This window comes from Nonomuraea sp. NPDC000554, assembly GCF_040300065.1.
Taxonomy (GTDB): domain Bacteria; phylum Actinomycetota; class Actinomycetes; order Streptosporangiales; family Streptosporangiaceae; genus Nonomuraea.
The window spans coordinates 149,676-170,505 of the sequence record NZ_JBEPDC010000001.1 but is presented as its reverse complement, the minus strand read 5'-3'; the positions used below and the strand labels follow the sequence as shown (position 1 = coordinate 170,505).

26 protein-coding genes are annotated in these 20,830 nt (G+C 67.9%); 23 read left to right on the top strand and 3 right to left on the bottom strand.

The genetic code is table 11. From position 1 onward, the window contains the following. Positions 1–393: 393 nt before the first annotated feature. The 19 genes from ABT294_RS01000 to ABT294_RS00910 all read left to right on the top strand — a co-directional run bounded on the left by ABT294_RS01000 (position 394) and on the right by ABT294_RS00910 (position 17,333). Positions 394–3,198, top strand: coding sequence for a nitrate- and nitrite sensing domain-containing protein (locus ABT294_RS01000; RefSeq protein WP_350802620.1), 2,805 nt, complete (start codon positions 394–396; stop codon positions 3,196–3,198). Further along, on the top strand, positions 3,195–3,617 hold the full coding sequence (locus ABT294_RS00995) for a roadblock/LC7 domain-containing protein (RefSeq protein WP_350802619.1): 423 nt from the start codon (positions 3,195–3,197) through the stop codon (positions 3,615–3,617). Before ABT294_RS01000 ends, ABT294_RS00995 begins: the two co-directional genes overlap by 4 nt. 59 nt (positions 3,618–3,676) lie before the next feature. Beyond that, positions 3,677–4,024, top strand: coding sequence for a DUF742 domain-containing protein (locus ABT294_RS00990; RefSeq protein ID WP_350803327.1), 348 nt, complete (start codon positions 3,677–3,679; stop codon positions 4,022–4,024). Then, positions 4,005–4,592: a GTP-binding protein gene (locus tag ABT294_RS00985; protein WP_350802617.1), complete on the top strand. Its 588-nt coding sequence runs from the start codon at positions 4,005–4,007 to the stop codon at positions 4,590–4,592. Before ABT294_RS00990 ends, ABT294_RS00985 begins: the two co-directional genes overlap by 20 nt. A 55-nt stretch (positions 4,593–4,647) precedes the next feature. Then, positions 4,648–6,204: a signal recognition particle protein gene (gene ffh, locus ABT294_RS00980; RefSeq protein WP_350802615.1), complete on the top strand. Its 1,557-nt coding sequence runs from the start codon at positions 4,648–4,650 to the stop codon at positions 6,202–6,204. A gap of 318 nt (positions 6,205–6,522) precedes the next feature. Beyond that, a complete protein-coding gene (gene rpsP / locus ABT294_RS00975; RefSeq protein ID WP_350802611.1) occupies positions 6,523–6,963 on the top strand; it encodes a 30S ribosomal protein S16 in 441 nt (146 codons plus the stop codon). Position 6,964: 1 nt separating this feature from the next. Beyond that, positions 6,965–7,210 carry an RNA-binding protein gene (locus ABT294_RS00970; RefSeq protein WP_214326199.1) on the top strand — a complete coding sequence of 82 codons (246 nt, stop codon included), beginning with the start codon at positions 6,965–6,967 and terminating at the stop codon, positions 7,208–7,210. Positions 7,211–7,279: 69 nt separating this feature from the next. After that, positions 7,280–7,780 carry a ribosome maturation factor RimM gene (gene rimM, locus ABT294_RS00965; RefSeq protein ID WP_350802610.1) on the top strand — a complete coding sequence of 167 codons (501 nt, stop codon included), beginning with the start codon at positions 7,280–7,282 and terminating at the stop codon, positions 7,778–7,780. Positions 7,781–7,800: 20 nt separating this feature from the next. Then, complete coding sequence (gene trmD / locus ABT294_RS00960) at positions 7,801–8,580, top strand: tRNA (guanosine(37)-N1)-methyltransferase TrmD (RefSeq protein ID WP_350802608.1); 780 nt, start codon at positions 7,801–7,803, stop codon at positions 8,578–8,580. A gap of 136 nt (positions 8,581–8,716) precedes the next feature. Next, the gene (gene rplS, locus ABT294_RS00955; protein ID WP_350802607.1) at positions 8,717–9,079 is read left to right on the top strand and encodes a 50S ribosomal protein L19; all 363 of its coding nucleotides are present in this window, start codon (positions 8,717–8,719) and stop codon (positions 9,077–9,079) included. A gap of 140 nt (positions 9,080–9,219) precedes the next feature. Beyond that, positions 9,220–10,077 carry a signal peptidase I gene (gene lepB / locus ABT294_RS00950; RefSeq protein ID WP_350802606.1) on the top strand — a complete coding sequence of 286 codons (858 nt, stop codon included), beginning with the start codon at positions 9,220–9,222 and terminating at the stop codon, positions 10,075–10,077. Next, positions 10,077–10,667, top strand: coding sequence for a signal peptidase I (gene lepB / locus ABT294_RS00945; protein WP_350802605.1), 591 nt, complete (start codon positions 10,077–10,079; stop codon positions 10,665–10,667). The genes lepB (ABT294_RS00950) and lepB (ABT294_RS00945) overlap by 1 nt, the downstream gene beginning before the upstream one ends. A 52-nt stretch (positions 10,668–10,719) precedes the next feature. Continuing rightward, complete coding sequence (locus ABT294_RS00940) at positions 10,720–11,388, top strand: ribonuclease HII (protein ID WP_350802604.1); 669 nt, start codon at positions 10,720–10,722, stop codon at positions 11,386–11,388. Positions 11,389–11,427: 39 nt separating this feature from the next. Beyond that, complete coding sequence (locus ABT294_RS00935) at positions 11,428–11,751, top strand: DUF2469 domain-containing protein (protein WP_026215037.1); 324 nt, start codon at positions 11,428–11,430, stop codon at positions 11,749–11,751. 382 nt (positions 11,752–12,133) lie between these two features. Then, a complete protein-coding gene (locus tag ABT294_RS00930; protein WP_350802602.1) occupies positions 12,134–12,733 on the top strand; it encodes a dihydrofolate reductase family protein in 600 nt (199 codons plus the stop codon). Between the two features lie 422 nt (positions 12,734–13,155). Next, positions 13,156–13,509 carry a YraN family protein gene (locus tag ABT294_RS00925; RefSeq protein WP_350802601.1) on the top strand — a complete coding sequence of 118 codons (354 nt, stop codon included), beginning with the start codon at positions 13,156–13,158 and terminating at the stop codon, positions 13,507–13,509. Further along, the gene (locus tag ABT294_RS00920) at positions 13,510–15,045 is read left to right on the top strand and encodes a YifB family Mg chelatase-like AAA ATPase (RefSeq protein WP_350802600.1); all 1,536 of its coding nucleotides are present in this window, start codon (positions 13,510–13,512) and stop codon (positions 15,043–15,045) included. Between the two features lie 143 nt (positions 15,046–15,188). Next, on the top strand, positions 15,189–15,692 hold the full coding sequence (locus ABT294_RS00915) for a DNA-processing protein DprA (RefSeq protein ID WP_350802598.1): 504 nt from the start codon (positions 15,189–15,191) through the stop codon (positions 15,690–15,692). Positions 15,693–15,695: 3 nt separating this feature from the next. Beyond that, positions 15,696–17,333 (top strand): recombinase family protein, encoded by a 1,638-nt coding sequence (locus tag ABT294_RS00910; protein ID WP_350802597.1) that lies wholly within the window; start codon positions 15,696–15,698, stop codon positions 17,331–17,333. Here ABT294_RS00910 and ABT294_RS00905 read toward each other — a convergent pair. The 3 genes from ABT294_RS00905 to ABT294_RS00895 all read right to left on the bottom strand — a co-directional run bounded on the left by ABT294_RS00905 (position 17,330) and on the right by ABT294_RS00895 (position 19,175). Further along, positions 17,330–18,052 carry a hypothetical protein gene (locus ABT294_RS00905; RefSeq protein WP_350802596.1) on the bottom strand — a complete coding sequence of 241 codons (723 nt, stop codon included), beginning with the start codon at positions 18,050–18,052 and terminating at the stop codon, positions 17,330–17,332. The two genes, ABT294_RS00910 and ABT294_RS00905, sit on opposite strands and share 4 nt — an antisense overlap. Positions 18,053–18,072: 20 nt before the next feature. Beyond that, on the bottom strand, positions 18,073–18,477 hold the full coding sequence (locus ABT294_RS00900) for a hypothetical protein (protein WP_350802595.1): 405 nt from the start codon (positions 18,475–18,477) through the stop codon (positions 18,073–18,075). 215 nt (positions 18,478–18,692) lie between these two features. Next, positions 18,693–19,175 carry a hypothetical protein gene (locus tag ABT294_RS00895; RefSeq protein ID WP_350802594.1) on the bottom strand — a complete coding sequence of 161 codons (483 nt, stop codon included), beginning with the start codon at positions 19,173–19,175 and terminating at the stop codon, positions 18,693–18,695. 214 nt (positions 19,176–19,389) lie between these two features. Between ABT294_RS00895 and ABT294_RS00890 the strand changes: the two genes are divergently transcribed. From ABT294_RS00890 to ABT294_RS00875, 4 genes are read left to right on the top strand one after another with little or no spacing between them, the layout of a single operon-like run. After that, on the top strand, positions 19,390–19,623 hold the full coding sequence (locus ABT294_RS00890) for a helix-turn-helix domain-containing protein (protein WP_350802592.1): 234 nt from the start codon (positions 19,390–19,392) through the stop codon (positions 19,621–19,623). Next, the gene (locus ABT294_RS00885; protein ID WP_350802591.1) at positions 19,623–19,808 is read left to right on the top strand and encodes a hypothetical protein; all 186 of its coding nucleotides are present in this window, start codon (positions 19,623–19,625) and stop codon (positions 19,806–19,808) included. Before ABT294_RS00890 ends, ABT294_RS00885 begins: the two co-directional genes overlap by 1 nt. Further along, positions 19,805–20,629: a phage antirepressor KilAC domain-containing protein gene (locus tag ABT294_RS00880; protein WP_350802590.1), complete on the top strand. Its 825-nt coding sequence runs from the start codon at positions 19,805–19,807 to the stop codon at positions 20,627–20,629. The genes ABT294_RS00885 and ABT294_RS00880 overlap by 4 nt, the downstream gene beginning before the upstream one ends. Further along, a complete protein-coding gene (locus ABT294_RS00875) occupies positions 20,626–20,763 on the top strand; it encodes a hypothetical protein (protein WP_350802589.1) in 138 nt (45 codons plus the stop codon). Before ABT294_RS00880 ends, ABT294_RS00875 begins: the two co-directional genes overlap by 4 nt. The last annotated feature ends 67 nt before the right edge of the window (positions 20,764–20,830 follow it).

The window sequence follows — 20,830 nt, the reverse complement described above, 5'->3', positions numbered from 1 at the left end:
CACCCTAGCGCAGCTAACTCTTGCGCATGGCCCCCCGATTCTGGAAATTAAACAATATATATCAGGAAAAGGTGATCAAGGTGAGCATCTGGGCGATATGTCCTGGTTTAGGAGGTGAGATATCGGCCTCTACCAGAGCCGAGTGGTAATGTCGGATTTGTCCCTATATGTATGGATACGGATCGGCTGCGACTTATGCGGTATTGGCCGATCTCCTGCTGTTGTGCTCAAATAAGCTCTCGCCCCATGGGTGCGTCGGCGTCACACGGCAAAACATGCATGACGTGATCCTCTTGCACCAGACCAGTCGAGGAGAGGTTGCGGAGGCCAGTGAGGAACGCATTCCCCCCAGCAGGCGGGGATCCCGGCTTAACGGCTGAGGCGTCCGCCCCCGTGGCGCTTCACGTCAAGTCCAAGGCCGCGGCACGGGCCGGGCGTGCGAAGAAGACGGGTGGTTTCGCGCTTCGTAACTGGCGGGTGCGCTCGAAGCTGCTGGTACTGGTCGTCATTCCCACCCTGGCGGCCCTGGTCCTCGGCGGCTTCCGCGTCGCGACCTCGATCAGCAGCGCCAGCGAGTACGAGCGGGTCAACGACACCGCGATCCTGGCCAGCAAGCTCACCGCGCTCGCCCATGAGGTCGAACTGGAACGCGACCTCACCGCCAGCTTCGTCGCGCAAGGGCGCAGGGAATCCGGCCAGGCCGACGTCACCGCCCAGTACAGCGTGGTCAACAAGCTCGTCGACGACGTGCGCGGCGGCATCGACGCCCTCGCCGGCTCCGACAGCCCCCAGCGCGCGCAGGCCGTTCGCATCAAGAACCGCTTCGACGAACTCGAGCAGTCCCGCAAGACCGCGGTCGACTCCCAGCTGAACGTCGGCTCCGTGATCGAGCTCTACGACCGGAGCATCTCCGACTTCATCGCACTCAACGACAGCATCGACCAAGGTGCCGTCGACAAGGAACTGGCCGACAGCGTCTCCGGCTTCGCCGCGCTGTCCAGGGCCAAACAGTACGTCTCCCGCCAGCGCGCGCTCCTCGTCGCCGCGCTGGCCGCCAGGCAGTTCGGCAAGGAAGAGCTCGACGCCTTCATCGCCGCCCGCGCCCAGCGCAACAGCGAGCTGGCCACCTTCCGGGCCCAGGTCCCGCTGAACCTGCGCCAGGCGTACGACGACATCGTCAGCGGCCAGGCCGTCGACCAGGCCGAGCTGATCCAGGCCCGCGCGCTGTTCCTGCAGGACTCCGGCCGGCCGCTGGCCGACAGGAACCTCGGGGTCGAGCGCGACGGCAAGGCGTGGTTCGACGCCGTCAGCAAGACCATCGACGGCATGCGCAAGGTCGAGCAGCAGGTCGCCGACTCGATCCTGCTGCGCAGCCGCACCCTGCAGGGCGCGGAGCAGCAGAGCGCGTGGATCATCGCGATCGCGATCGCGATCCTGCTCATCCTCGTGCTGGTCGTCACCACGCTCATGGCGCGCTCGCTGAGCGGCCCGCTGCGCAGGCTGCGCAGGGAGGCGCTGTTCATCGCGGGCCGCCGCCTGCCGGAGACGGTCCAGCAGCTGCGCGAGTCCGAGTCGACCGCCCTGCCGGAGGTCGAGCCGATCGGCGTCGCGTCCGTCGACGAGATCGGTGAAGTCGCCCGGGCCTTCGACGAGGTGCACCGCGAGGCCGTCCGGCTGGCAGGCGAGGAGTCCAGGCTCCGCAGCAACGTCAACGCGATGTTCGTCAACCTGTCCCGCAGAAGCCAGACCCTGGTCGAGCGGCAGATCACCCTCATCGACGGCCTGGAACAGGGCGAGCAGGACGAGAGCCGGCTCGCGAACCTGTTCAAGCTCGACCACCTGGCCACCCGCATGCGCCGCAACAGCGAGAACCTGCTGGTCCTCGCCGGACAGGACCCGCCACGCCGCTGGAGCCAGCCGGTCAAGCTGGTCGACGTGGCCCGCGCCTCGCTGTCGGAGGTCGAGAACTACGAGCGGGTCGTCCTACAGGTGCCCGACGGGGTGTCCGTCGCCGGGCAGGCCGTCAACGACGTCATCCACCTGATCGCCGAGCTGGTCGAGAACGCGCTGTCGTTCTCGCCGCGCGAGACCCGGGTGACGGTCTCCGGCAGCAGGATCGACGGCGGCGGCGTCATGCTGTCGATCACCGACGCCGGCATCGGCATGACCGGCGAGGAGCTGACCCAGGCCAACGAGCGGCTCACGGACGCCCCGACCGTCGACGTCTCGGTCTCGCGCCGCATGGGCCTGTTCGTGGTCGCGAGGCTGGCGCACCGGCACGGCGTCCGCGTCCAGCTGCGCCCGCACGGTTCCGGAGGGCTCACCGCCATGGTGCTGCTGCCCGAGGCGCTGCTCGGCAACCAGGCGCCCCCCTCCTACGCCGGCTCGCCGGGCGGCGGCGCGCGCGAGGAGACCTACGCGGCCCCCGCGATGCCCGCGCCTCCGGCGCCCCCCGCGCCTCCCGCGCCGCAGTGGCAGGGGGGCGGCTACCAGATGGGTCCCGGACACCCGTCGTACCCGTCCAATCCGCAGCCGGCCAACGCCTGGCCGTCGATGCCCCAGTGGCCGTCCGAGGTCAACGGCTGGCCCTCCGAGCCGGGCGCACGCAGCGGCGGTTACGACACCGCCGACGTCTGGGTGCCGTCGCGGGGCACGGGCGACAACGGCCTGCCCAAGCGTCCCACCGCCGAGCCGCCGCCGAACTGGAGCAGCTTCGCCGACCGGATGGAGACGAGCCCGCCGCCCCGGCAGCAGTTCGACTTCCCGGAGACGGAGGCGGCGGCCACCGGCCCCATTCCGGCGGTGACCCCGCCGTCGGCCGGTGACGAGTTCCTGCCGATCTTCGCCTCGGTGGAGTCGGCCTGGTTCGAGCACAGCGACAACGCCGCCGACTGGGGCTCGTCCCAGGCCGACGTCGGCTGGCACGCCGCGGAAGCTGTGATCGAGCCGGTGCGCGACGGTTCGACCGCCGCCGGGCTGCCCAAACGGGTGCCCAAGGCGAACCTCGTGCCAGGCTCCGCGGACACTGCCTCGGCGCCGAAGGGCGTCACGCCGATGCCGTCGGTCTCACCCGACCAGGTACGCAGCCGCCTGTCCAGCTTCCAGCAGGGCTTCAGAGCGGCACGCGAAGACATCAGTGAGGGCAGGGCGAACACCAACGGCCCGAGACCCATCGATAGCAGGGAGGAGGGCGTATGAACGACCTGAGCCACGCGGCACGCGGAGTCGACTGGCTGATCACCGACTTCGTCAGCACCGTTCCAGGAGTCGCCCACGCGGTCGTCGTGTCATCCGACGGCCTTCCGCTGGCCGCCTCGTCGGGGTTTCCCCCCGACCGGGCGGATCAGCTGGCGGCCATCGCGTCCGGGCTCGTGAGCCTGACGCAGGGAGCGGCCAGGGTCTTCGAGGGTGGCGCTGTCAACCAGACCATCGTCGAGATGCAGCGGGGGCTGATGCTGATCATGTCGATCAGTGACGGCTCCTGCCTGGCCGTTCTGGCCGCACCCGACTGCGACATGGGGCTGGTGGCGTACCAGATGACGCTCATGGTGGATCGCGCCGGACAGGTGCTCACTCCGGCGGTGCGCGCAGAGTTGCGCGCAAGCCAGACCAGGTGATGTAGGTGACGGACCCCAGGTGGAACAGCGGCGGTTGGGAACCCCAGCCCCAGCCGCAGCTGCATTCTGATCCCGCGTCGCCGGTCCGTCCCTACGCAGTGACGGGGGGACGGACCGCGCCGCGGGTCAAGCTGGCCATGGAGGCCTTGGTATCGTCCGCGACGGCCGAGTACCGGGAGTTCTCCCATATCACGCCGGAGTATCAGGCGATCAGCCAGCTGTGCCGGCAGGTCCGGTCGGTGGCCGAGGTGTCGGCCCTGCTCCGGATCCCGCTCGGTGTGGTGCGCGTGCTGATCGCCGACATGGCGGCCGAAGGTCTGGTACGCGTGCATCAGCCGGAGCTGGATGCCGGAAGGCCAGACGTCAACCTGCTCGAAAGGGTGCTCAGTGGACTTCGCAGGCTCTAGCCCCGGCCTCACCTCGACCAAGATCGTGGTGGCCGGCGGTTTCGGGGTGGGCAAGACGACGTTCGTCGGTGCGGTGTCGGAGATCATGCCGCTGACCACCGAAGCCGTCATGACGGACGCCTCCGCCGGGATCGACGACCTCGGCATGACGCCGCTGAAGTCCACCACCACCGTGGCCATGGACTTCGGGCGGGTCTCACTCGACCGTGACCTGATCCTGTACCTGTTCGGCACGCCCGGACAGCACCGGTTCTGGTTCATGTGGGACGACCTGGTACGCGGCGCCATCGGCGCGGTCGTCCTGGTCGACACCCGTCGTCTGGCCGACAGCTTCCCCGCCATCGACTACTTCGAAGAGGCCCAGCTGCCCTTCATCGTGGGCGTGAACGGCTGGGACGGCCAGTACGGGCACAGTGACGCGGAGGTGCGCGACGCTCTCACGTTGGCGCCGCACATCCCGCTGATCCGACTGGACGCCCGGTCCAAGGACTCCGTCAAGAGCGCCCTGATCAATCTCGTCGAGCACGCGCTGACAGTCCGGATGGCCGTGCCAGGCTGGAGCGGCTAACAGAGCGGCTAGGCTGAGTCCAGACCCACTTTCGCTTCGAGGACTGGCCAACCACGTGTTCGAGACCCTTTCCGACCGGCTGACATCGGTCTTCTCCTCCCTCCGTTCCAAGGGTCGGCTGTCCGACGCCGACATCGACGCGACCACCCGCGAGATCCGCATCGCGCTGCTCGAGGCCGATGTCGCGCTCCCGGTGGTGAAGGCGTTCGTCGCCCGTGTCAAGGAGCGCGCCCGCGGCTCCGAGGTCTCCCAGGCGCTCAACCCGGCGCAGCAGGTCGTCAAGATCGTCAATGACGAGCTGATCGAGATCCTCGGCGGTGAGACCCGCAGGCTCCGCTACGCCAAGACGCCGCCGACCGTCATCATGCTCGCCGGTCTTCAGGGCGCCGGTAAGACCACCCTGGCGGGCAAGCTCGCCAGGTGGCTGCGCGAGCAGGGCCACGCGCCCATGCTGGTCGCCGCCGACCTGCAGCGGCCCAACGCCGTGCAGCAGCTCCAGGTCGTGGGCGAGCGGGCGCAGGTCGCCGTGTACGCTCCCGAGGCCGGCAACGGCTCCGGCGACCCGATCGCGGTCGCCCGCCAGTCGATCGACGAGGCCAAGCGGCAGCAGCACGACATCGTCATCATCGACACCGCCGGCCGCCTGGGCATCGACCAGGAGATGATGCGGCAGGCCGCCGACATCCGCGACGTCGTGCGTCCCGACGAGGTCCTGTTCGTGGTCGACGCCATGATCGGCCAGGACGCCGTCACCACCGCGCAGGCGTTCATGGACGGCGTCGGCTTCGACGGCGTCGTCCTCACCAAGCTCGACGGCGACGCCCGGGGCGGCGCCGCGCTGTCGGTCAGGCACATCACCGGCAAGCCGATCATGTTCGCCTCCACCGGTGAGAAGCTGGAAGACTTCGACGCCTTCCACCCCGACCGGATGGCCTCCCGCATCCTCGACATGGGTGACATCCTCACCCTGATCGAGCAGGCGCAGAAGACGTTCGACGAGGAACAGGCCGCCAAGATGGCGGGCAAGCTGACCTCGGGCGAGAGCTTCACGCTCGAAGACTTCCTCGAGCAGATGATGATGGTCCAGAAGATGGGGCCGATCAAGAACCTGCTCGGCATGATGCCCGGCATGGGGCAGATGCGCGACCAGCTCAACTCCATCGACGACCGCGACCTCGACCGCATCGCCGCCATCATCCGGTCGATGACCCCTGCGGAGCGGCAGGACCCGAAGATCATCAACGGCTCCCGCCGCGCGCGGATCGCGGCCGGTTCCGGCGTCACGGTGACCGCCGTGAACAACCTCGTCACCCGCTTCTTCGACGCGCAGAAGATGATGAAGCGCATGGCCGGCGGGATGGGCATCCCCGGCATGCCGGGCGGCGGCCGGGGCAAGGCGGCCAAGGCGCAGAAGAAGACGAAGAAGGGGCGTCGCGTCAGCGGCGACCCGCGTAAGGCGGCGCTCGAGAAGTCGTCCTCGTCCTCGGGAGAGGCTCCCGCGGCGCCCACGCAGGGCGGAGTGCTGGGCAACCTGGGCGGCAAGCTCCCGCCGGGCATGGAGCTCCCGCCCGGCTTCGACCCGAGCAAGCTGCGCCTCCCCGGCCAGAAGTAACCCAACCCGGGCGAGCCGCTCCGCTCGCCCGGCCGTCCTCCGCCTACCTCATCGTCGGCGCGCTGCTGATCAAGGCGGCTCCGCGCCGGACCTGACGGCGGGACGACACGCGACGCTTGCCGACCCTTTGCGTCGGCATGTGCCTTCCAGGCGTAGGCAGTGCCGTGGATCTGGCACAATGACATGTTGGAACATCGCGACCAGGCGGGTGCCCTCTCACCTCCCGCCAGTTGTGCCTGTCCCTTGAACGCCACCCCATCGTGCCCCACTCGATGCGGTGCCGTTCGCCCACGCTCGAATGCAGGAGAGACCACACCCGTGGCAGTCAAGATCAAGCTCAAGCGGCTCGGCATGATCCGCAACGCTCAGTACCGAATCGTCGTCGCCGACAGCCGCACCAAGCGTGACGGCCGGGCGATCGAGGAGATCGGCCTGTACCACCCGAAGGACAACCCTTCGCGCATCGAGGTCAACGCCGAGCGCGCTGCCTACTGGCTGGGTGTCGGCGCGCAGCCGACCGAGCCGGTTCTCAAGCTGCTCAAGTTGACCGGCGACTGGCAGAAGTTCAAGGGCGAGCCCGCCCCCGCGCCGATGAAGGTCGCCGAGCCGGCGGCCGACCGTCACGCTCTCTACGAGGCCGCGGCCAAGGAGGCGCTGTCCGGTGGCGACACCGGCACGGCCGCCACCACGCCGAAGAAGGCCAAGAAGAAGGACGAGGCTGAGGCCCCCGCCGAGACCCCGACCGAGGGCGAGGGCTGAGGTGCTCGAGGAGGCCCTCGAGCACCTCGTGAAGGGCATCGTCGAACATCCCGACGATGTCCGGGTCCGCGCACGCCGCATTCGCAGCGGGCGCGTCCTGGAGGTCCGGGTGCACCCCGAGGACCTGGGCAAGGTCATCGGACGCGGCGGGCGCACCGCCAAGGCGCTGCGCACGGTCGTGAACGCCCTGGCCGACGGGAAGTTCGTCCGGGTCGATCTCCTCGACCTGCACGAAGCAGTCCGTTAGCGTCAGGTTTGTGCGCCCTCATCGGTTTCCTCCGATGAGGGCGCTCGCGTAAGAAGAGGTAGGTTTCACGTGCAGTTGGTCGTCGGCCGGATAGGCCGCCCGCACGGCGTACGCGGTGACGTGACCGTCGAGGTGCGCACCGACGATCCAGAGCTGCGCTTCGCCGTCGGCGCGTCGATCGTCACCGACCCCGCCGACAGGGGGCCGCTCGTCATCGAGAGCTGCCGCTGGCACAAGGGCACGCTCCTGGTCACCTTCCAGGGGGTCGCCGACCGCAACGTGGCGGAGGAACTGCGCGGCACGATGCTGGTCATCGACTCCGCGGACGTGCGGCCGTCCGACGATCCCGACGAGTTCCACGACCACCAGCTCATCGGGCTCGCGGTCGTGACCACGTCCGGCGAGCAGGTCGGCGAGGTCACCGACGTCCTGCACCACGGTCAGGATCTGCTGGTGGTACGGCGGAGCGGGCGCGACGAGGCGCTCATCCCGTTCGTCAGGGCCCTGGTGCCCGAGGTCGACCTGGAGGCGGGGCGCCTGGTGGTCGATCCGCCAGAGGGCCTGCTGTGACGGGTGGGCCGGAGGGCACGATGCGGCTCGACATCATCTCGATCTTCCCCGAGTACTTCACCCCGCTCGACGTCTCGCTGATCGGCAAGGCGCGCGAGCGCGGCATCCTCGACGTGCGGGTGCACCAGCTCCGCGACTGGGCGCACGACGTGCACAAGACCGTCGACGACACCCCGTACGGCGGCGGCCCCGGCATGGTCATGAAGCCCGAGGTGTGGGGTGAGGCCATCGACACGGTCATCGAGGGCGGCTCGCCGCGGATGATCGTCCCGACGCCGAGCGGCAGGCCGTTCACGCAGGAGCTCGCCCAGGAACTGGCGGCCGAGCCGTGGCTGCTGTTCGCGTGCGGCCGGTACGAGGGCATCGACTCGCGCGTCATGGCCGAGTACGGCGCCCGCCTGCGCGTCGACGAGGTCAGCATCGGCGACTACGTCCTGGCCGGGGGAGAGGTGGCGGTGCTGGTGATGGTCGAGGCCGTCGGCAGGCTGCTGCCGGGGGTGCTCGGCAACGTCCACTCGGTCGTCGACGACTCCTTCGCGCCCGGAGCCATGCGGAACCTGCTCGAAGGCCCCGTCTACACCAAACCGCCCGTCTGGCGGGGGCGTGAGGTGCCCCCGGTGCTGCTGTCCGGGCATCACGGGAACGTGGCCAGGTGGCGGCGTGACCAGGCGCTGCGCCGCACTGTCGCGAACCGTCCCGAGCTGGCGGCGGCGATCGATCCGGCGACGCTCGACAAGCACGATCGCAGGCTGCTCGAAGAGCTGTCGTTTCGCGTCGGGCCGGAAGATATGGCAAACTGAAGCGCTGCCAACTGCCATGCGGTTGGTCCGTCATGCCCGGGAATGATCCCGGGTTCATCAATCAGCAGGCGCGTCCGCCGCGAGCTCTCGCCGGGTGGACCTCCGCGTGCTCGCGAGGACTTGAGGAACAGCTCTCATGCACACGAAGATCCAGGAGCTCGAGAAGTCGACCCTGCGCAGCGACGTCCCCGACTTCCGTCCGGGTGACACGCTCGAGGTTCACGTCCGAGTCGTCGAAGGTAACCGCTCCCGCGTCCAGGTCTTCAAGGGCTTTGTGCTGCGCCGGCAGGGCAGCGGCGCCCGCGAGACCTTCACGGTCCGCAAGGTCAGCTACAGCGTCGGCGTCGAGCGGACCTTCCCCGTGCACAGCCCGGTCATCGAGAAGATCGTGCTCGTGACCCGCGGCGACGTGCGCCGCGCCAAGCTCTACTACATGCGCGACCTGCGCGGCAAGGCCGCTCGCATCCGCGAGAAGCGCGAAGCCACGCCCGCCAAGTAGCCCAGACCTTTCCGAATGGCCCGCGTGGTTCGCGGGCCATTCGGCTTTGCGGTGAGTTTCCTTTATGTGGAGCGACTCGTGCGCGGGTGTAACGTCGGTCGAGGCTTGTCGAGCCGAAGCATCATCTAGGCTCGTCAGCGATGACTAACGAAAGCCAGGAGCCCGGCGCGCCGCGCCGCCCTGTCGAGGACGAGGTGGACGTGGTCGCCGAAGAGACTCAAAAGCCAGCGAAGGACGAAAAGAAGGACAAGAAAGGGTCGTTCTGGAAGGAACTGCCCGTCCTCGTCGTCGTGGCGCTGGTGCTGGCCCTGATCATCAAGACCTTCGTGATCCAGGCCTTCTACATCCCGTCCGAGTCGATGGAGAACACTCTCCTGAAGAACGACCGGGTTCTGGTGAACAAGCTCGTCTACCACACGCGCGACATCGAGCGCGGTGACGTGGTGGTGTTCTCCGGAGTCGACTCGTGGGATGGCGAGTTCCAGATGGAGGAGCCGTCCAACCCGGTCGCCGCGTTCTTCCGCTGGGTCGGCACCGCGTTCGGCGTGGTGCCCGGCGAGAAGGACTACATCAAGCGGGTCATCGGCGTGGGCGGCGACCACGTGAAGTGCTGCGATCCCCAAGGGCGCATCACGGTCAACGGTGTGGCCATCGACGAGCAAAGCTATCTTTATCCGGGCAACGTGCCGTCCGACAAGTTCTTCGACATCAAGGTGCCGGAGGGGCGGCTCTGGGTGATGGGCGACCACCGCCTCGTCTCGCTCGACTCGCGCTCGCACCAGGGCGATCCAGGTGGCGGCTCGATCCCCGAAGGCCAGGTCGTCGGCCGGGCGTTCGTCATCGTGTGGCCGTTCTCCAGAGCGACGACGCTGTCCATCCCCGACACGTTCGCGCAGCCCGCGCTGGCGCTCGGTGGCGCCACCCCGATGCTCGCCGGATTCGCCGGAGCCGTACCCTTGGTTCTGCTGCGTCGGCGGCTGGTCAGGAAGAAGCGTTGATGGCCGTCACCAAGAAGGCGGAGGCGGTGGAGAAGAAGAAAAAGGGCGGCTTCCGCGAGACGGTCTTACTGCTCGTGCTGGGCGTCGGCATCGCGCTGCTGCTCCAGGCGTTCGTGGTCGGATCGTTCTACATCCCTTCCGAATCGATGGAGAACACCCTGCTGATCAACGACCGGGTGTTCGTCAACAAGCTCGCGGGCAAGCCCGAGCGCGGCGACATCATCGTGTTCAAGGGCTGGAACGGCGAGGACACGATCAAGCGGGTCATCGGCGTCGGCGGCGACAAGGTGGCCTGCTGCGACTCCAAGAAGCGGGTCACGGTCAACGGCACGCCGCTCGACGAGTCGTCCTACCTGTACCCCGACGACTTCCCGTCCAAGGAGCGTTTCTCGTACACGGTCCCTCAGGGCAAGCTCTGGCTGATGGGCGACCATCGCAGCGCCTCCGCCGACTCGCGCTCCCACGTCCAGGAGCCGGGAGGCGGCTTCATCTCCGAAGACGCGGTGATCGGCACGGCCGTCGTGCGCTACTGGCCGCTGTCGCGGGCGCTGATCTTCCAGAAGCCCGAGACCTTCGACAAGGTCAAGTAGGGCAGGCTTTCGGTCGCGGTTTGCGGCGATTGAGGCGTACCCTTCCTGTGTCATGACAGTTGCGTTCCGCCCTCGACCGAGCGTCGTCAGGCGCGATTCCGGTCTCTACGCCTACGAGAGGGCGCTGGCCCGCCGCGGCCTCACCCCGATCGCAGGCGTGGACGAGGCAGGCCGCGGCGCGTGCGCCGGACCCCTGGTGGTCGCGGCGGTCGTGCTGCGCAAGCAGATCGACGGCCTGGGCGACTCGAAGCTGCTCTCACCAGCGGTGCGCGAGCGTCTCTACGCCCGGATCGTCGACACGGCGTACGTGAGCGTGGTCACGATCCCCCCGGAGGAGATCGACGCCAGGGGCCTGCACCGGTGCAACGTCTCAGGAATGAGGCGGGCGGTGGCGCGGCTGTCCTGCCACCCGGCGTACATCCTCACGGACGGCTTCCCGGTGCCGGGCCTTCCGGCGCCGTCGCTGGCCGTGTGGAAGGGTGACCAGGTGGCGGCGTGCGTGGCCGCCGCGTCGATCGTGGCCAAGGTGACGAGGGACCGGATGATGGTTTCGCTCGACGCGGAATACCCCTCGTACGGCTTCGCCGATCACAAGGGGTATGTGACGCCAGGACACAGATTGGCACTGGAGACCCACGGCCCGTGCCCGCACCACCGGTACTCCTTCGTCACGGTGGCCAGGGAGATGGGTGAAAATGAAATGGGGGCCGGGGTTGCCTGAGCAGGCTAACCGGGGGACCGGTACGACAGGAGGACCGCGATGAGCGCAGAAGATCTCGAAAAGTATGAAACCGAGATGGAGCTGCAGCTTTACCGCGAATACCGCGATGTCGTGGGTCTGTTCACGTACGTCGTGGAGACGGAGCGGCGGTTCTACCTGACCAACTCGGTCGACCTCGACGTCCGCACCGCCGAGAACGGCGACGTGTTCTTCGACGTGAAGATGCAGGACGCCTGGGTGTGGGACATGTACCGGCCGGCGCGGTTCGTCAAGAACGTCCGCGTGGTCACGTTCAAGGACGTCAACGTGGAGGAACTGGCCAAGGCCGACCTGGAGATGCCGAAGGAGGGCTTCTCCGGGTAGCCGCTGGGGCTCGCTCGTGAAGGAGGCGCGTTCCGCAGCCGGGACGCCGCCTCACGCTTGAACGCCGTCGGGATCCCGCCCGTTCGCGGCGTCTTGAGAGCATGCACGTTGCCGCCACCGGAGCGTTGCAGGGGCGGACGCGGTCCCTGGAGTGTCATCGTCCGCCACCGTTCAGTGACTGTCCCTCTCACGCCGGGCAGAGCAGAGGGTCCCCGGCCCCTCACGAACGAGGAGAACGGGGGCTCTTCGGGGCTGCGGCGGGGTTGGCAGCCGCTCTGGTGATCGGGAGGATTCCGGTCGGCATGTAGAGAACGGGTGGACGGTTCCGACCTCCTCGTGAAGGCGGCGTCAGACGGGCGCCGGGAACGCAGGAGGCAGTGAGATGAGCAAGGTCACTTGTGACATGGCGATGTCCCTCGACGGCTTCGTGGCAGGGCCGCACCAGAGCCTCGAGAACCCGTTCGGCGAGGGCGTGAGCGGGCGCCTGCACCGGTGGATGTTCGATGAGCCCGAGCAGCACGCCGCGGTGATCGAGAGCATCACCGCGGCCGGCGCCTTCATCATGGGCCGCAACATGTTCGGCCCCGGCCGCGGCACCTGGGACCTGGACTGGAGCGGCTGGTGGGGCGACGAGCCGCCGTACCACGCGCCGGTCTTCGTCCTCACCCACCACCCGCGCGAGCAGGTGACGATGAAGGGTGGCACGACGTTCACCTTCGTCACCGACGGGATCGGGGCGGCCATGGCTCAGGCCCGCGAGGCCGCGGGCGACCGCGACGTCGCCATCGCCGGCGGAGCCGAGACGGTGAACCAGTACCTGGCGGCAGGGCTCATCGACGAGCTGCGCCTGCACGTCGCGCCCGTGATCCTCGGCAACGGAGAGCGGCTGCTCGACAACGTCGGGGACATCAACCTGCAACCCCTCGGCGTCCCCTCGGGCACCAGCCTCGTCACCCACCTGACGTACCGGGTGATCCGATAGCAGGCTGCGGATTCGGCACGAGTCTGGAGTTCCGGCCCAGCTTGCTCCCGCAAGCCAGCGCGCTGGAGCGCCGGGGAGTGAGGTACGGGATCCGCGCGTCCGCGATCTTCGCCTTGGCCCGGGTCGGCCCGGCTGATCACCGCCGCCGGGCCGGGTCTGCCGGGTCCGCTGGGTGGAGCGGCACAGGGCGGTCAGGGTGCGGCTGATCCCCCAGCGCAGCACGCGCGCCAGGTCGGCGGCGGAGCGGCGAAGTAGGACCCCGCCGAGGGCTGTCACCGCCGGCTCCTCCCGAGGTCACCCCGCAGATCGTGTGCCCGCTCGTCCACAGATCTTTGCGTCCGCGCACCCGTCATCCACAGAATCCCGTTCGGGCCCAAGACGTCCACCCCGCATAGGCGAACGTCATCGGCGGGAGGTGGCACATGTCCGCGAAGAACGAACTCGGCAAGCACGGCGAGCAACTGGCCGTCGACTATCTCGAAGCCGAGGGCTTGCACATCATCGAGCGCAACTGGCGCTGTCGCCACGGCGAGATCGACATCATCGCCGAAGACGGCCCCAACCTGGTCGTCGTGGAGGTCAAGACCCGGTCCGGCAGATCCCACGGCACCGCCCTGGAGTCGGTACGTCCGGCCAAGCTGGCCAGGCTCCGCATGCTGGCCGCCACGTGGCTCGCCGGCCAGCCCCGCACCTTCGCCACCGTCAGGGTCGACGTGATCGCCTTGGAGCGCTTCGCCGGCGACTTCGCCCTGCGTCACGTCAGGGGGGCGATCTAGATGACGGTGGCCAGAACCCGCAGCGTGGCGCTGGTCGGCGTCACAGGCCGCAGCGTCGAGGTGGAGGCGGATGTCGGCAACGGCCTGGCCGGCATTCATCTCATCGGCCTCCCCGACACGGCCCTGAGCGAGGCCCGCGAACGCGTCAGATCAGCCATGGTCAACAGCCGCTACGCCTGGCCCGACGCTCGCATCACCGTGAGCCTCTTCCCTGCCAGCCTCCCCAAGCGCGGCAGCCAGTTCGACCTGGCCATAGCCGTGGCGGTCCTCGGCGCCGCCGGTGTGGTGCCCGCCGAGCGCATCGCCGAGCCGTTCTTCCTGGGCGAGCTGGGCCTCGACGGCCGGCTTCGACCCGTACGCGGCATCCTTCCCTCGGTGCTGGGCGCCGCGAAGCACGGCGACGTCACGGTGGTGGTCCCGGCCGCGAACTCGGCGGAAGCGGCCCTGGTGCCGGATGTCAGAGTCGTCCCCGTCACCGATCTACGCCAGCTGGTGGAGTGGCTGCGCAGGGGAGACAGCCCACCTCAGCTGAGTGTCGGCGCCCTCCCGGATCCGCCCCAGCCGTCCGCCCGCCCGGCCGTCGATCTGGCGGACGTGGTCGGCCAGCCCATGGCCCGCCGAGCACTGGAGGTCTGCGCCGCCGGCGGCCACAATCTCTGGATGCTGGGCCCACCCGGCACGGGAAAGACCCTGCTGGCCGAGCGGCTCCCCACGCTCCTGCCCGACCTCGAGTTGGACCACGCTCTCGAAGTGACGGCCATCCATTCAGTGGCAGGCGTCCTGCCGCCCGACTGCCCCATGATGAGCAGGCCCCCGTTCGTCAGCCCCCACCACACCGCAACAGCGGCCTCGATCATCGGCGGTGGCAGCACGGTCGTACGCCCGGGTGCCGTCTCCCTGGCCCACAGGGGCGTGCTCTTCATGGACGAGGCTCCCGAGTTTCCGCGCCACGTCCTCGACTCCCTCCGCCAGCCCCTGGAGTCCGGCCGGGTCACGGTCGCCAGATCGGTCGGTTCGGTCACCTTTCCGGCGAAGTTCATGCTGGTTCTCGCAGCCAACCCATGCCCCTGCGCGCAACCCCAGGGCAAGGGCGAACCGTGCCAGTGCACGCCCACAGCCAAGCGACGCTACATCGGCAAGCTCTCAGGCCCTCTCCTCGACCGCATCGACATGAAGGTCACCGTCGCCCGCTCTTCCAGGCGTGAACTCATGGCCGACCGCCAGTTCGTGGAGCCCAGCAAGACCGTGGCGGAACGAGTCCTGGCAGCCCGCCAGCGAGCCGCGAATCGCCTGGCAAGCACTCCCTGGCGTACGAACGCCGAGATCCCCTCGTCCACCCTCCACGCCGAGCTTCGCCCGCCGGAATCCGCCATGAAACCGATGACAGCCTGCCTCGACTCCGGCTCCCTCAGCGCCCGAGGTCTCGACCGCGTCATCAGAGTCGCCTGGACTCTCGCGGACCTTGCCGAAAAGGACCGCCCCGATCACGAGGAAACCACCACAGCCCTCACTCTGTGGCTAGGAGCCAGCCTCTAGCGGTCCTGCTCATTCCCCTCGATGCCAAGGCACCAGAACGCCCCACGACGCGAGACGCGTGCGCCAACCGCCTCGCGACGCCCCGCCTTGCCTGAAGAGGGCACGTCCCAACAATCCAGCCATCACCAAATCTCAGGAGTCAGATGAACACCCCGGAGCACGAGGCAAGGGCCGCCCTCATGCGTGCCGCCGACGTGGGCGACACCTCCATGGGCCGCCTCGTGGCCCACTGCGGCGCGGCTGGAGCAGTCGAGGCAGTCCTCGCGAACAGGCTCCCACCCTCCTTCCTCAGCCAGGAGTCACAGCACCAACGCGAGTCAGAACTAGACAAACGCCTTAGAACCTGGCAGGCCCGCCTGGCAACGGCAGACCCCGCAGCCGACCTTGCCGCAGGAGCGCAAGCCGGAGCCAGGCTCGTCATCCCCGGCGCCTCGGAGTGGCCCACCCAGCTCGACCAACTGGGCGCAGGGCGACCCCTCGGCCTGTGGCTCCACGGCACCGCCGACCTGCGCTTCTCCTGCCTGCGCTCCGTCGCCGTAGTCGGCGCTCGAGCCGCCACGGCGTACGGCATGCACATCGCGGCCGAGTTCGGTGTGGGCCTCAGCGAAGCAGGCTGGACGGTCGTGTCTAGTGGTGTTTCAATTTGATACATGACCCCCACCCCTCGATCCCGATGCGTGATCTACGTCCGTATCTCGCGAGACAAAGAAGGCGCCGGCCTCGGCGTCAAACGCCAAGAAGCCGACTGCAGGGATCTGGCCCAGCGCATGGGCTGGGAAGTGCTGGAGCTGTACGTCGACAACGACATCTCCGCCTACACCGGCAAGCCCCGGCCCGACTACCTGCGCATGCTGGACGACCTCAAGCAGGGCCGCGCTGACGTCGTCGTCGCCTGGCACACTGACCGCCTCCATCGCAGCATGACCGAGCTGGAGGAGTACATCGCCGCCTGCGCCCCACACGAGGTGGTCACGCACACGGTGAAAGCCGGGCTCGTGGATCTGTCCACGCCAAGCGGCAAGATGGTGGCCCGCCAGCTCGGAGCCGTCGCGGTGTACGAGTCGGAGCACAAGGCCGAACGCATCAAGGCCAAGCATCTGGAACTGGCCAAGAGCGGCAAGCCCACGGGCGGCGGATACCGGCCGTACGGGTACCGCCGTATATACGACCAGCCGGACCCGCCGCGGCGGATCGTCCGCATCGAGATCGTGCCGGAAGAGGCCGACGTCATCCGCGAGTGCGCCCGTCGCGTGCTCGCCGGGGAGGCGCTCGCCGGCCTCTGCCGTGACCTGAACAAGCGCGGAATCCCGACCACGTCCACCGGCATCTGGACGGCTCGGCAGGTGCGCTCCATCGCCGAGAACCAGATCGGGGACTTCGCCGACTCCGTCCGGGCACGGCTTGAAGCCGACGAGTCCCCGGCAGCCGTCGCCCGGTCTCTCCAGGAGCAAGGCGTCCCCAGCCCAGCTCAAGGGCTGTGGTCGACGCCGACGCTTGCGCGCATTCTGGTGTCCGGCCGGATCGCGGGCTTGAGGGAGCACATCCCGCGGTCGAGGCATGAGACGCGACGTGTCCGAACTGGCGAGATCATGGGGCAAGGGGAGTGGCCCGCGATCATCTCGCCCGCCGACTCTGCGAGACTCCGCACCCTGCTCACGGACCCCTCCAGGCGGGTATCCCCTGGGGCGACAGGCCGGTACTTGCTGACCGGGCTCATCTACTGCGACGTGTGCAAACACCGCATGGTCGGCCGTACGCGACAGAAGGGCGTCCGCAGCTACGTGTGCGACGGACAGCCGGGCCGCCCAGGGTGCGGGCGCATCAGCGTCCGAACCGACTACACCGACGACGTCATAGCGGCCGGCGCGGCGAAGATCCTCACGTCGGAAGGGTTCGCTGCCGCCCTGAAGGATGCGGAGAGCGGGCCTGACGAGGGTGACGTGTTGGCCGAGATCGCCGCCTGCGAGCACGAGCTGGAGCAGCTGGCGGCCGACCACGGTTCGGGCGTGATCTCAAGAATCGAGTGGATGGCGGCGCGCAAGCCGCTCCAGGCGCGTCTGGAGGCGGCGAAGTCAGCGCTGGGACGAGCGGACGTGGACCGGGTGCTGGCCGGACTGCCCGCTGATCGCGACGGCCTTGAACGCTTCCTCCTTGACGGCGAGGTCGAGGCGTCCCGGCGGCGGTCTGTCATCGCGGTGGTGTTGGAGCGTGTATGGGCACGCCCTGTGGCCGTCCGCGGGAGGAAGACGTTCGATCCGGACCGCCTCGACCCGGTGTGGCGGTTCTAGCCGACGCACGCGTCGAGCAGCGGTTCAAGATCGAGCCGCAGGAGACAATCGCGATCGGGCGCTGCCACCGAAACCGACTCGGGCGCCGGCGTTATCGCCGGCGGAGAGACGATCTCGGTTGGTAGGGCGGTGGCCGCCTGGGTGGGATTCAGAGGCGCAACAGACGCGAAGATCTCTACGATCTCCGTTGAAGGACTGGTCTTGATCGGGGGCCTGTTCGTTGGCGGAATGCTCCCGGTCGGAGTCGGCATCGGCGTCGGCTGCGGCGTGGATGCCGGTTTGACGTCATCGGGGGCGGGTGTGGTGTTGACGCGCGGGCTCGTGACCGTCGCCTTGGGGGTGGGCTTTCTGCCCGATGGGGTAGTGGTGGGCACCGCGGTCACGGTGGCGACCACGGTGTGGGTTGGGGCGGCGACAACGGGTGCGGCGCTGCCGTCATCGTGAAGGGTGGGCAAGGCGATCGCCGCACCGATCACGACCACTCCCGCAGCTGTCGCTGCTGTTGCAGCTGCCGGATGGTTACGGGCCGCGGCCTTGACTGGTTCCCACGCGTACACCATGAGGGGCAGGACCACGACAGATCCCAGGCCACGCTCGTGGGCGCGTATGGCGTCCATAATCGCCGATGCCCGCTTCCTGCCTGTGAGTTTTTCGTCTACTTCGACAACTATCTCGCCGTCCTCCTCGTAGACGACGACGGGAAGGAGCGCGTCCTTCACGGAGATGATTTTGGGGAATCTCATCGGCGACCTTCCCCATACCGCTCTTGGAGTCGCCGCCAGAGGCGGGCTTCGGCGATGGGATCGTCCTCACCGTGCGGGGGGACGAGAACCGTCCGCTGGATTCCGCCGAGCTGTAGGCACACCGGCTGCGCCTTGCCGCCGCGGCTCCTCATCGCGTGCCGAAGCTCGGTGGGGACAGGGTTTTCCTCGCTGCCGTAGAGCAGGTCGGTCAGCTCTGCGATGGTGTCGTGGGCCAGTTCGAGATCACCTATCACTTCGTTGAAGCGCAGCTGCATGAAGGTGGGGTCATGGAACGAGGCTTCGCTGAGAATTTTCGCGGCGGCTAGCCGCTCCTCGATCACGGCGAGGACGTGTTGAATGAGTTTCTGTTCTGATGCCCCATTGTTCATCGGTGATGTCACGTTCGTTCCTCTTGGTGCGCGGCGTCCCCAATAGGCGCCGGAGATCCCCCTCGCCCCGAATGTTTCATTCGACATTCGACGCTTAAGAGCGCAAATAAGTCCACAGGGCGCAAGGTGTCGTAACCTGATCGTGACGTGACGTCACCAGGGCACATCCAGTGACGCCACCGGGGCATGCTCTGGCGCTGTGGGCCTGCGTCGTGCAGGGGGATGGACTACTGGCCGCGCCGGCGGAACTCTCGAACCTCCGCCTGGGGGCGCTCGCGCCCGGGGGATTCCTCTGCCCGACGCATCGCCTGCACAACAAAGATCAACTGTTGGCGTTGAGCCTCGCTCAAGTCAGGCGTCTCCCAGAGGTGCTGCTCGGCTGCGTCTTCGTACTGGTGCTTGGAGGGCTCGACGGGCTGCGGAGGGGTCGAGGGCTCGACTGTTTCCCCGTCAAGTGGGAGCAGGTGGCCTCCACTGAGCAGGTCATCGATGCTGCCGGCCTGGAGCCTGTAGGCGCGTTCAACAGCGCGAAGCGTGGAACTGGAGTAGTTGGTTCGCCTGCCGCTTTCGATGTCGTAGAGGACTCGGTAGTCCAGCCCTACTGCGGATGCGAAGGTTCGGCGGTTGCGGTAGCGGAGGTCGAGTTCGACGCGTCGCGCTAGAAGCGACTTCCCGAGGCTCTTCCACCTCTGTGGTTCAGGCGTGCTCACGTCTGACACCTCTCGTCATTTGTCGCTACGTAGAGCGTGGCCGACTCAATAGGACTAGTCAACCCTCTCATGTAATCGAGGGTTACCGCAGGTCAACACGTGGATGTAACACCAGCATCATGAGTCCATCTGAGTCACATTCGGAGGCTGTTGAAGTCCGACTGAGTCATAGATGCCTCTTGCGCTGTGCGTAACTGAGTCATAGTGTGTCCATGTGCCACCAACCAAGAACACGCCGCAGCACGGCCCGGCTATCCGAGCCCTCCGCGAGAAGGACGGCCTCAGCATCGAGGAGCTCGCCGCCCGCATCGACATGCACCCGCAGTCCCTGCGGAACATCGAACTGGAGCGGCGCCCCATCTCCCACCTGAAGCTCAACCTGATCGCCCGCGCCCTGCACGTGGACACCGCTGCAATAGCGCGGTCCGACGCCGGAGGGACGCTCTGATGGCCGCCTGCCAGGTCGACCGCGACCGCATCGATGCCTGGGTGGCTCGCACCCGTACCGAGCAGGGCCTGCCTCCCGTGGTTGAGGACCCCGTCGCGTTAGCCACCATCGCAGCGCTGGTCCTGCCCTACTTCAAGGAGAAGGGCCTGCTCGGCAAGCCCGCTCCGGTGAGGCGGTCGGCGTGAACGAGCTCGCTCTCACCGAGTCGAGCGTCCTCCGCCAGGAGTACGTGAACCAGACCGACGCTCTCGACAAGGTCAAGGCCCTCCGGACGCTTCCCGACGACTTCCACGTGACCACCGAGTTGGTCGCGAGCTACTTCGAGGTCGGCGTGGAGGCGATCAAGAGCCTGGTGAAGGACAACCGAGCCGAGCTGGAAGGCAACGAGTACCGCGTCCTGACCGGTCGCGAGCGAGCCGAGTTCGTAAGGTCCCTCGGGGACCTTACGCTCCCGCCCGCCCGCCACCTGGCGCTCTTCACGCGGCGCACCGTCCTCAACGTCGGCATGCTGTTGCGCGACTCGGAGGTGGCGCGGAACGTCCGCACCTACCTCCTGAACGCCGAACGGCAGCAGGTCGCGATCCCGCAGGACTACCCGTCCGCTCTCCGAGCCCTCGCCACAGAAGTCGAGGCGCACAACGAGACGAGGGAAGAACTCGCCCACGAGAAGCCACTGGCGGAGGCGTATCGCGACCTGATGGACGCGGACGGCACCTTCGACTGGGCTGCCGTGGCGCAGATCTTCAGCCGGATCACGGGCGGGCTGGGCCGTAACAACTTCCTCGACCTGCTGCGCGGCGACGACCTGAAGATCCTGAAGTCGAACAACACGCCCTACCAGTTCAAGGGCATGGAGCGGTTCTTCAAGGTCAACCCGGTGAAGGGCGGCAGCAAGGCGTGGCCGACGACCCGAGTCACACCTGAGGGCCTGGACTGGCTGCGAAAGCGGCTGAACAAGCAGTTCAACAGGCAGGACGGCCTGTTCGCGATCGGAGAGATCGCATGACCGCCGCTGAGCGTCTCGGCGCCGCCTACATGACGGTGGGCCTGTCGCAGCGCGTCTCGCTGCTGGCCGAGCTGGACCGCGCCGACGACGAGTGGAACGCGTTCGTCCCTCGGCAGCGCGTCGCCACCCCCTGAACTGCTGCGGGCCCTGACCGAGCCACCGGCCAGAGCCCAGACCCACCCGCTCACGAGAGCAACACGA

Excerpts from the sequence above, each read along its gene's own strand:
- ABT294_RS00995 (WP_350802619.1), top strand. The coding sequence starts at position 3,195 with ATGAACGACCTGAGCCACGCGGCACGCGGAGTCGACTGGCTGATCACC.
- trmD (WP_350802608.1), top strand. The coding sequence starts at position 7,801 with ATGCGGCTCGACATCATCTCGATCTTCCCCGAGTACTTCACCCCGCTC.
- rplS (WP_350802607.1), top strand. The coding sequence starts at position 8,717 with ATGCACACGAAGATCCAGGAGCTCGAGAAGTCGACCCTGCGCAGCGAC.
- lepB (WP_350802606.1), top strand. The coding sequence starts at position 9,220 with ATGACTAACGAAAGCCAGGAGCCCGGCGCGCCGCGCCGCCCTGTCGAG.
- lepB (WP_350802605.1), top strand. The coding sequence starts at position 10,077 with ATGGCCGTCACCAAGAAGGCGGAGGCGGTGGAGAAGAAGAAAAAGGGC.
- ABT294_RS00940 (WP_350802604.1), top strand. The coding sequence starts at position 10,720 with ATGACAGTTGCGTTCCGCCCTCGACCGAGCGTCGTCAGGCGCGATTCC.
- ABT294_RS00935 (WP_026215037.1), top strand. The coding sequence starts at position 11,428 with ATGAGCGCAGAAGATCTCGAAAAGTATGAAACCGAGATGGAGCTGCAG.
- ABT294_RS00930 (WP_350802602.1), top strand. The coding sequence starts at position 12,134 with ATGAGCAAGGTCACTTGTGACATGGCGATGTCCCTCGACGGCTTCGTG.
- ABT294_RS00925 (WP_350802601.1), top strand. The coding sequence starts at position 13,156 with ATGTCCGCGAAGAACGAACTCGGCAAGCACGGCGAGCAACTGGCCGTC.
- ABT294_RS00920 (WP_350802600.1), top strand. The coding sequence starts at position 13,510 with ATGACGGTGGCCAGAACCCGCAGCGTGGCGCTGGTCGGCGTCACAGGC.
- ABT294_RS00915 (WP_350802598.1), top strand. The coding sequence starts at position 15,189 with ATGAACACCCCGGAGCACGAGGCAAGGGCCGCCCTCATGCGTGCCGCC.
- ABT294_RS00910 (WP_350802597.1), top strand. The coding sequence starts at position 15,696 with ATGACCCCCACCCCTCGATCCCGATGCGTGATCTACGTCCGTATCTCG.
- ABT294_RS00885 (WP_350802591.1), top strand. The coding sequence starts at position 19,623 with ATGGCCGCCTGCCAGGTCGACCGCGACCGCATCGATGCCTGGGTGGCT.
- ABT294_RS00875 (WP_350802589.1), top strand. The coding sequence starts at position 20,626 with ATGACCGCCGCTGAGCGTCTCGGCGCCGCCTACATGACGGTGGGCCTG.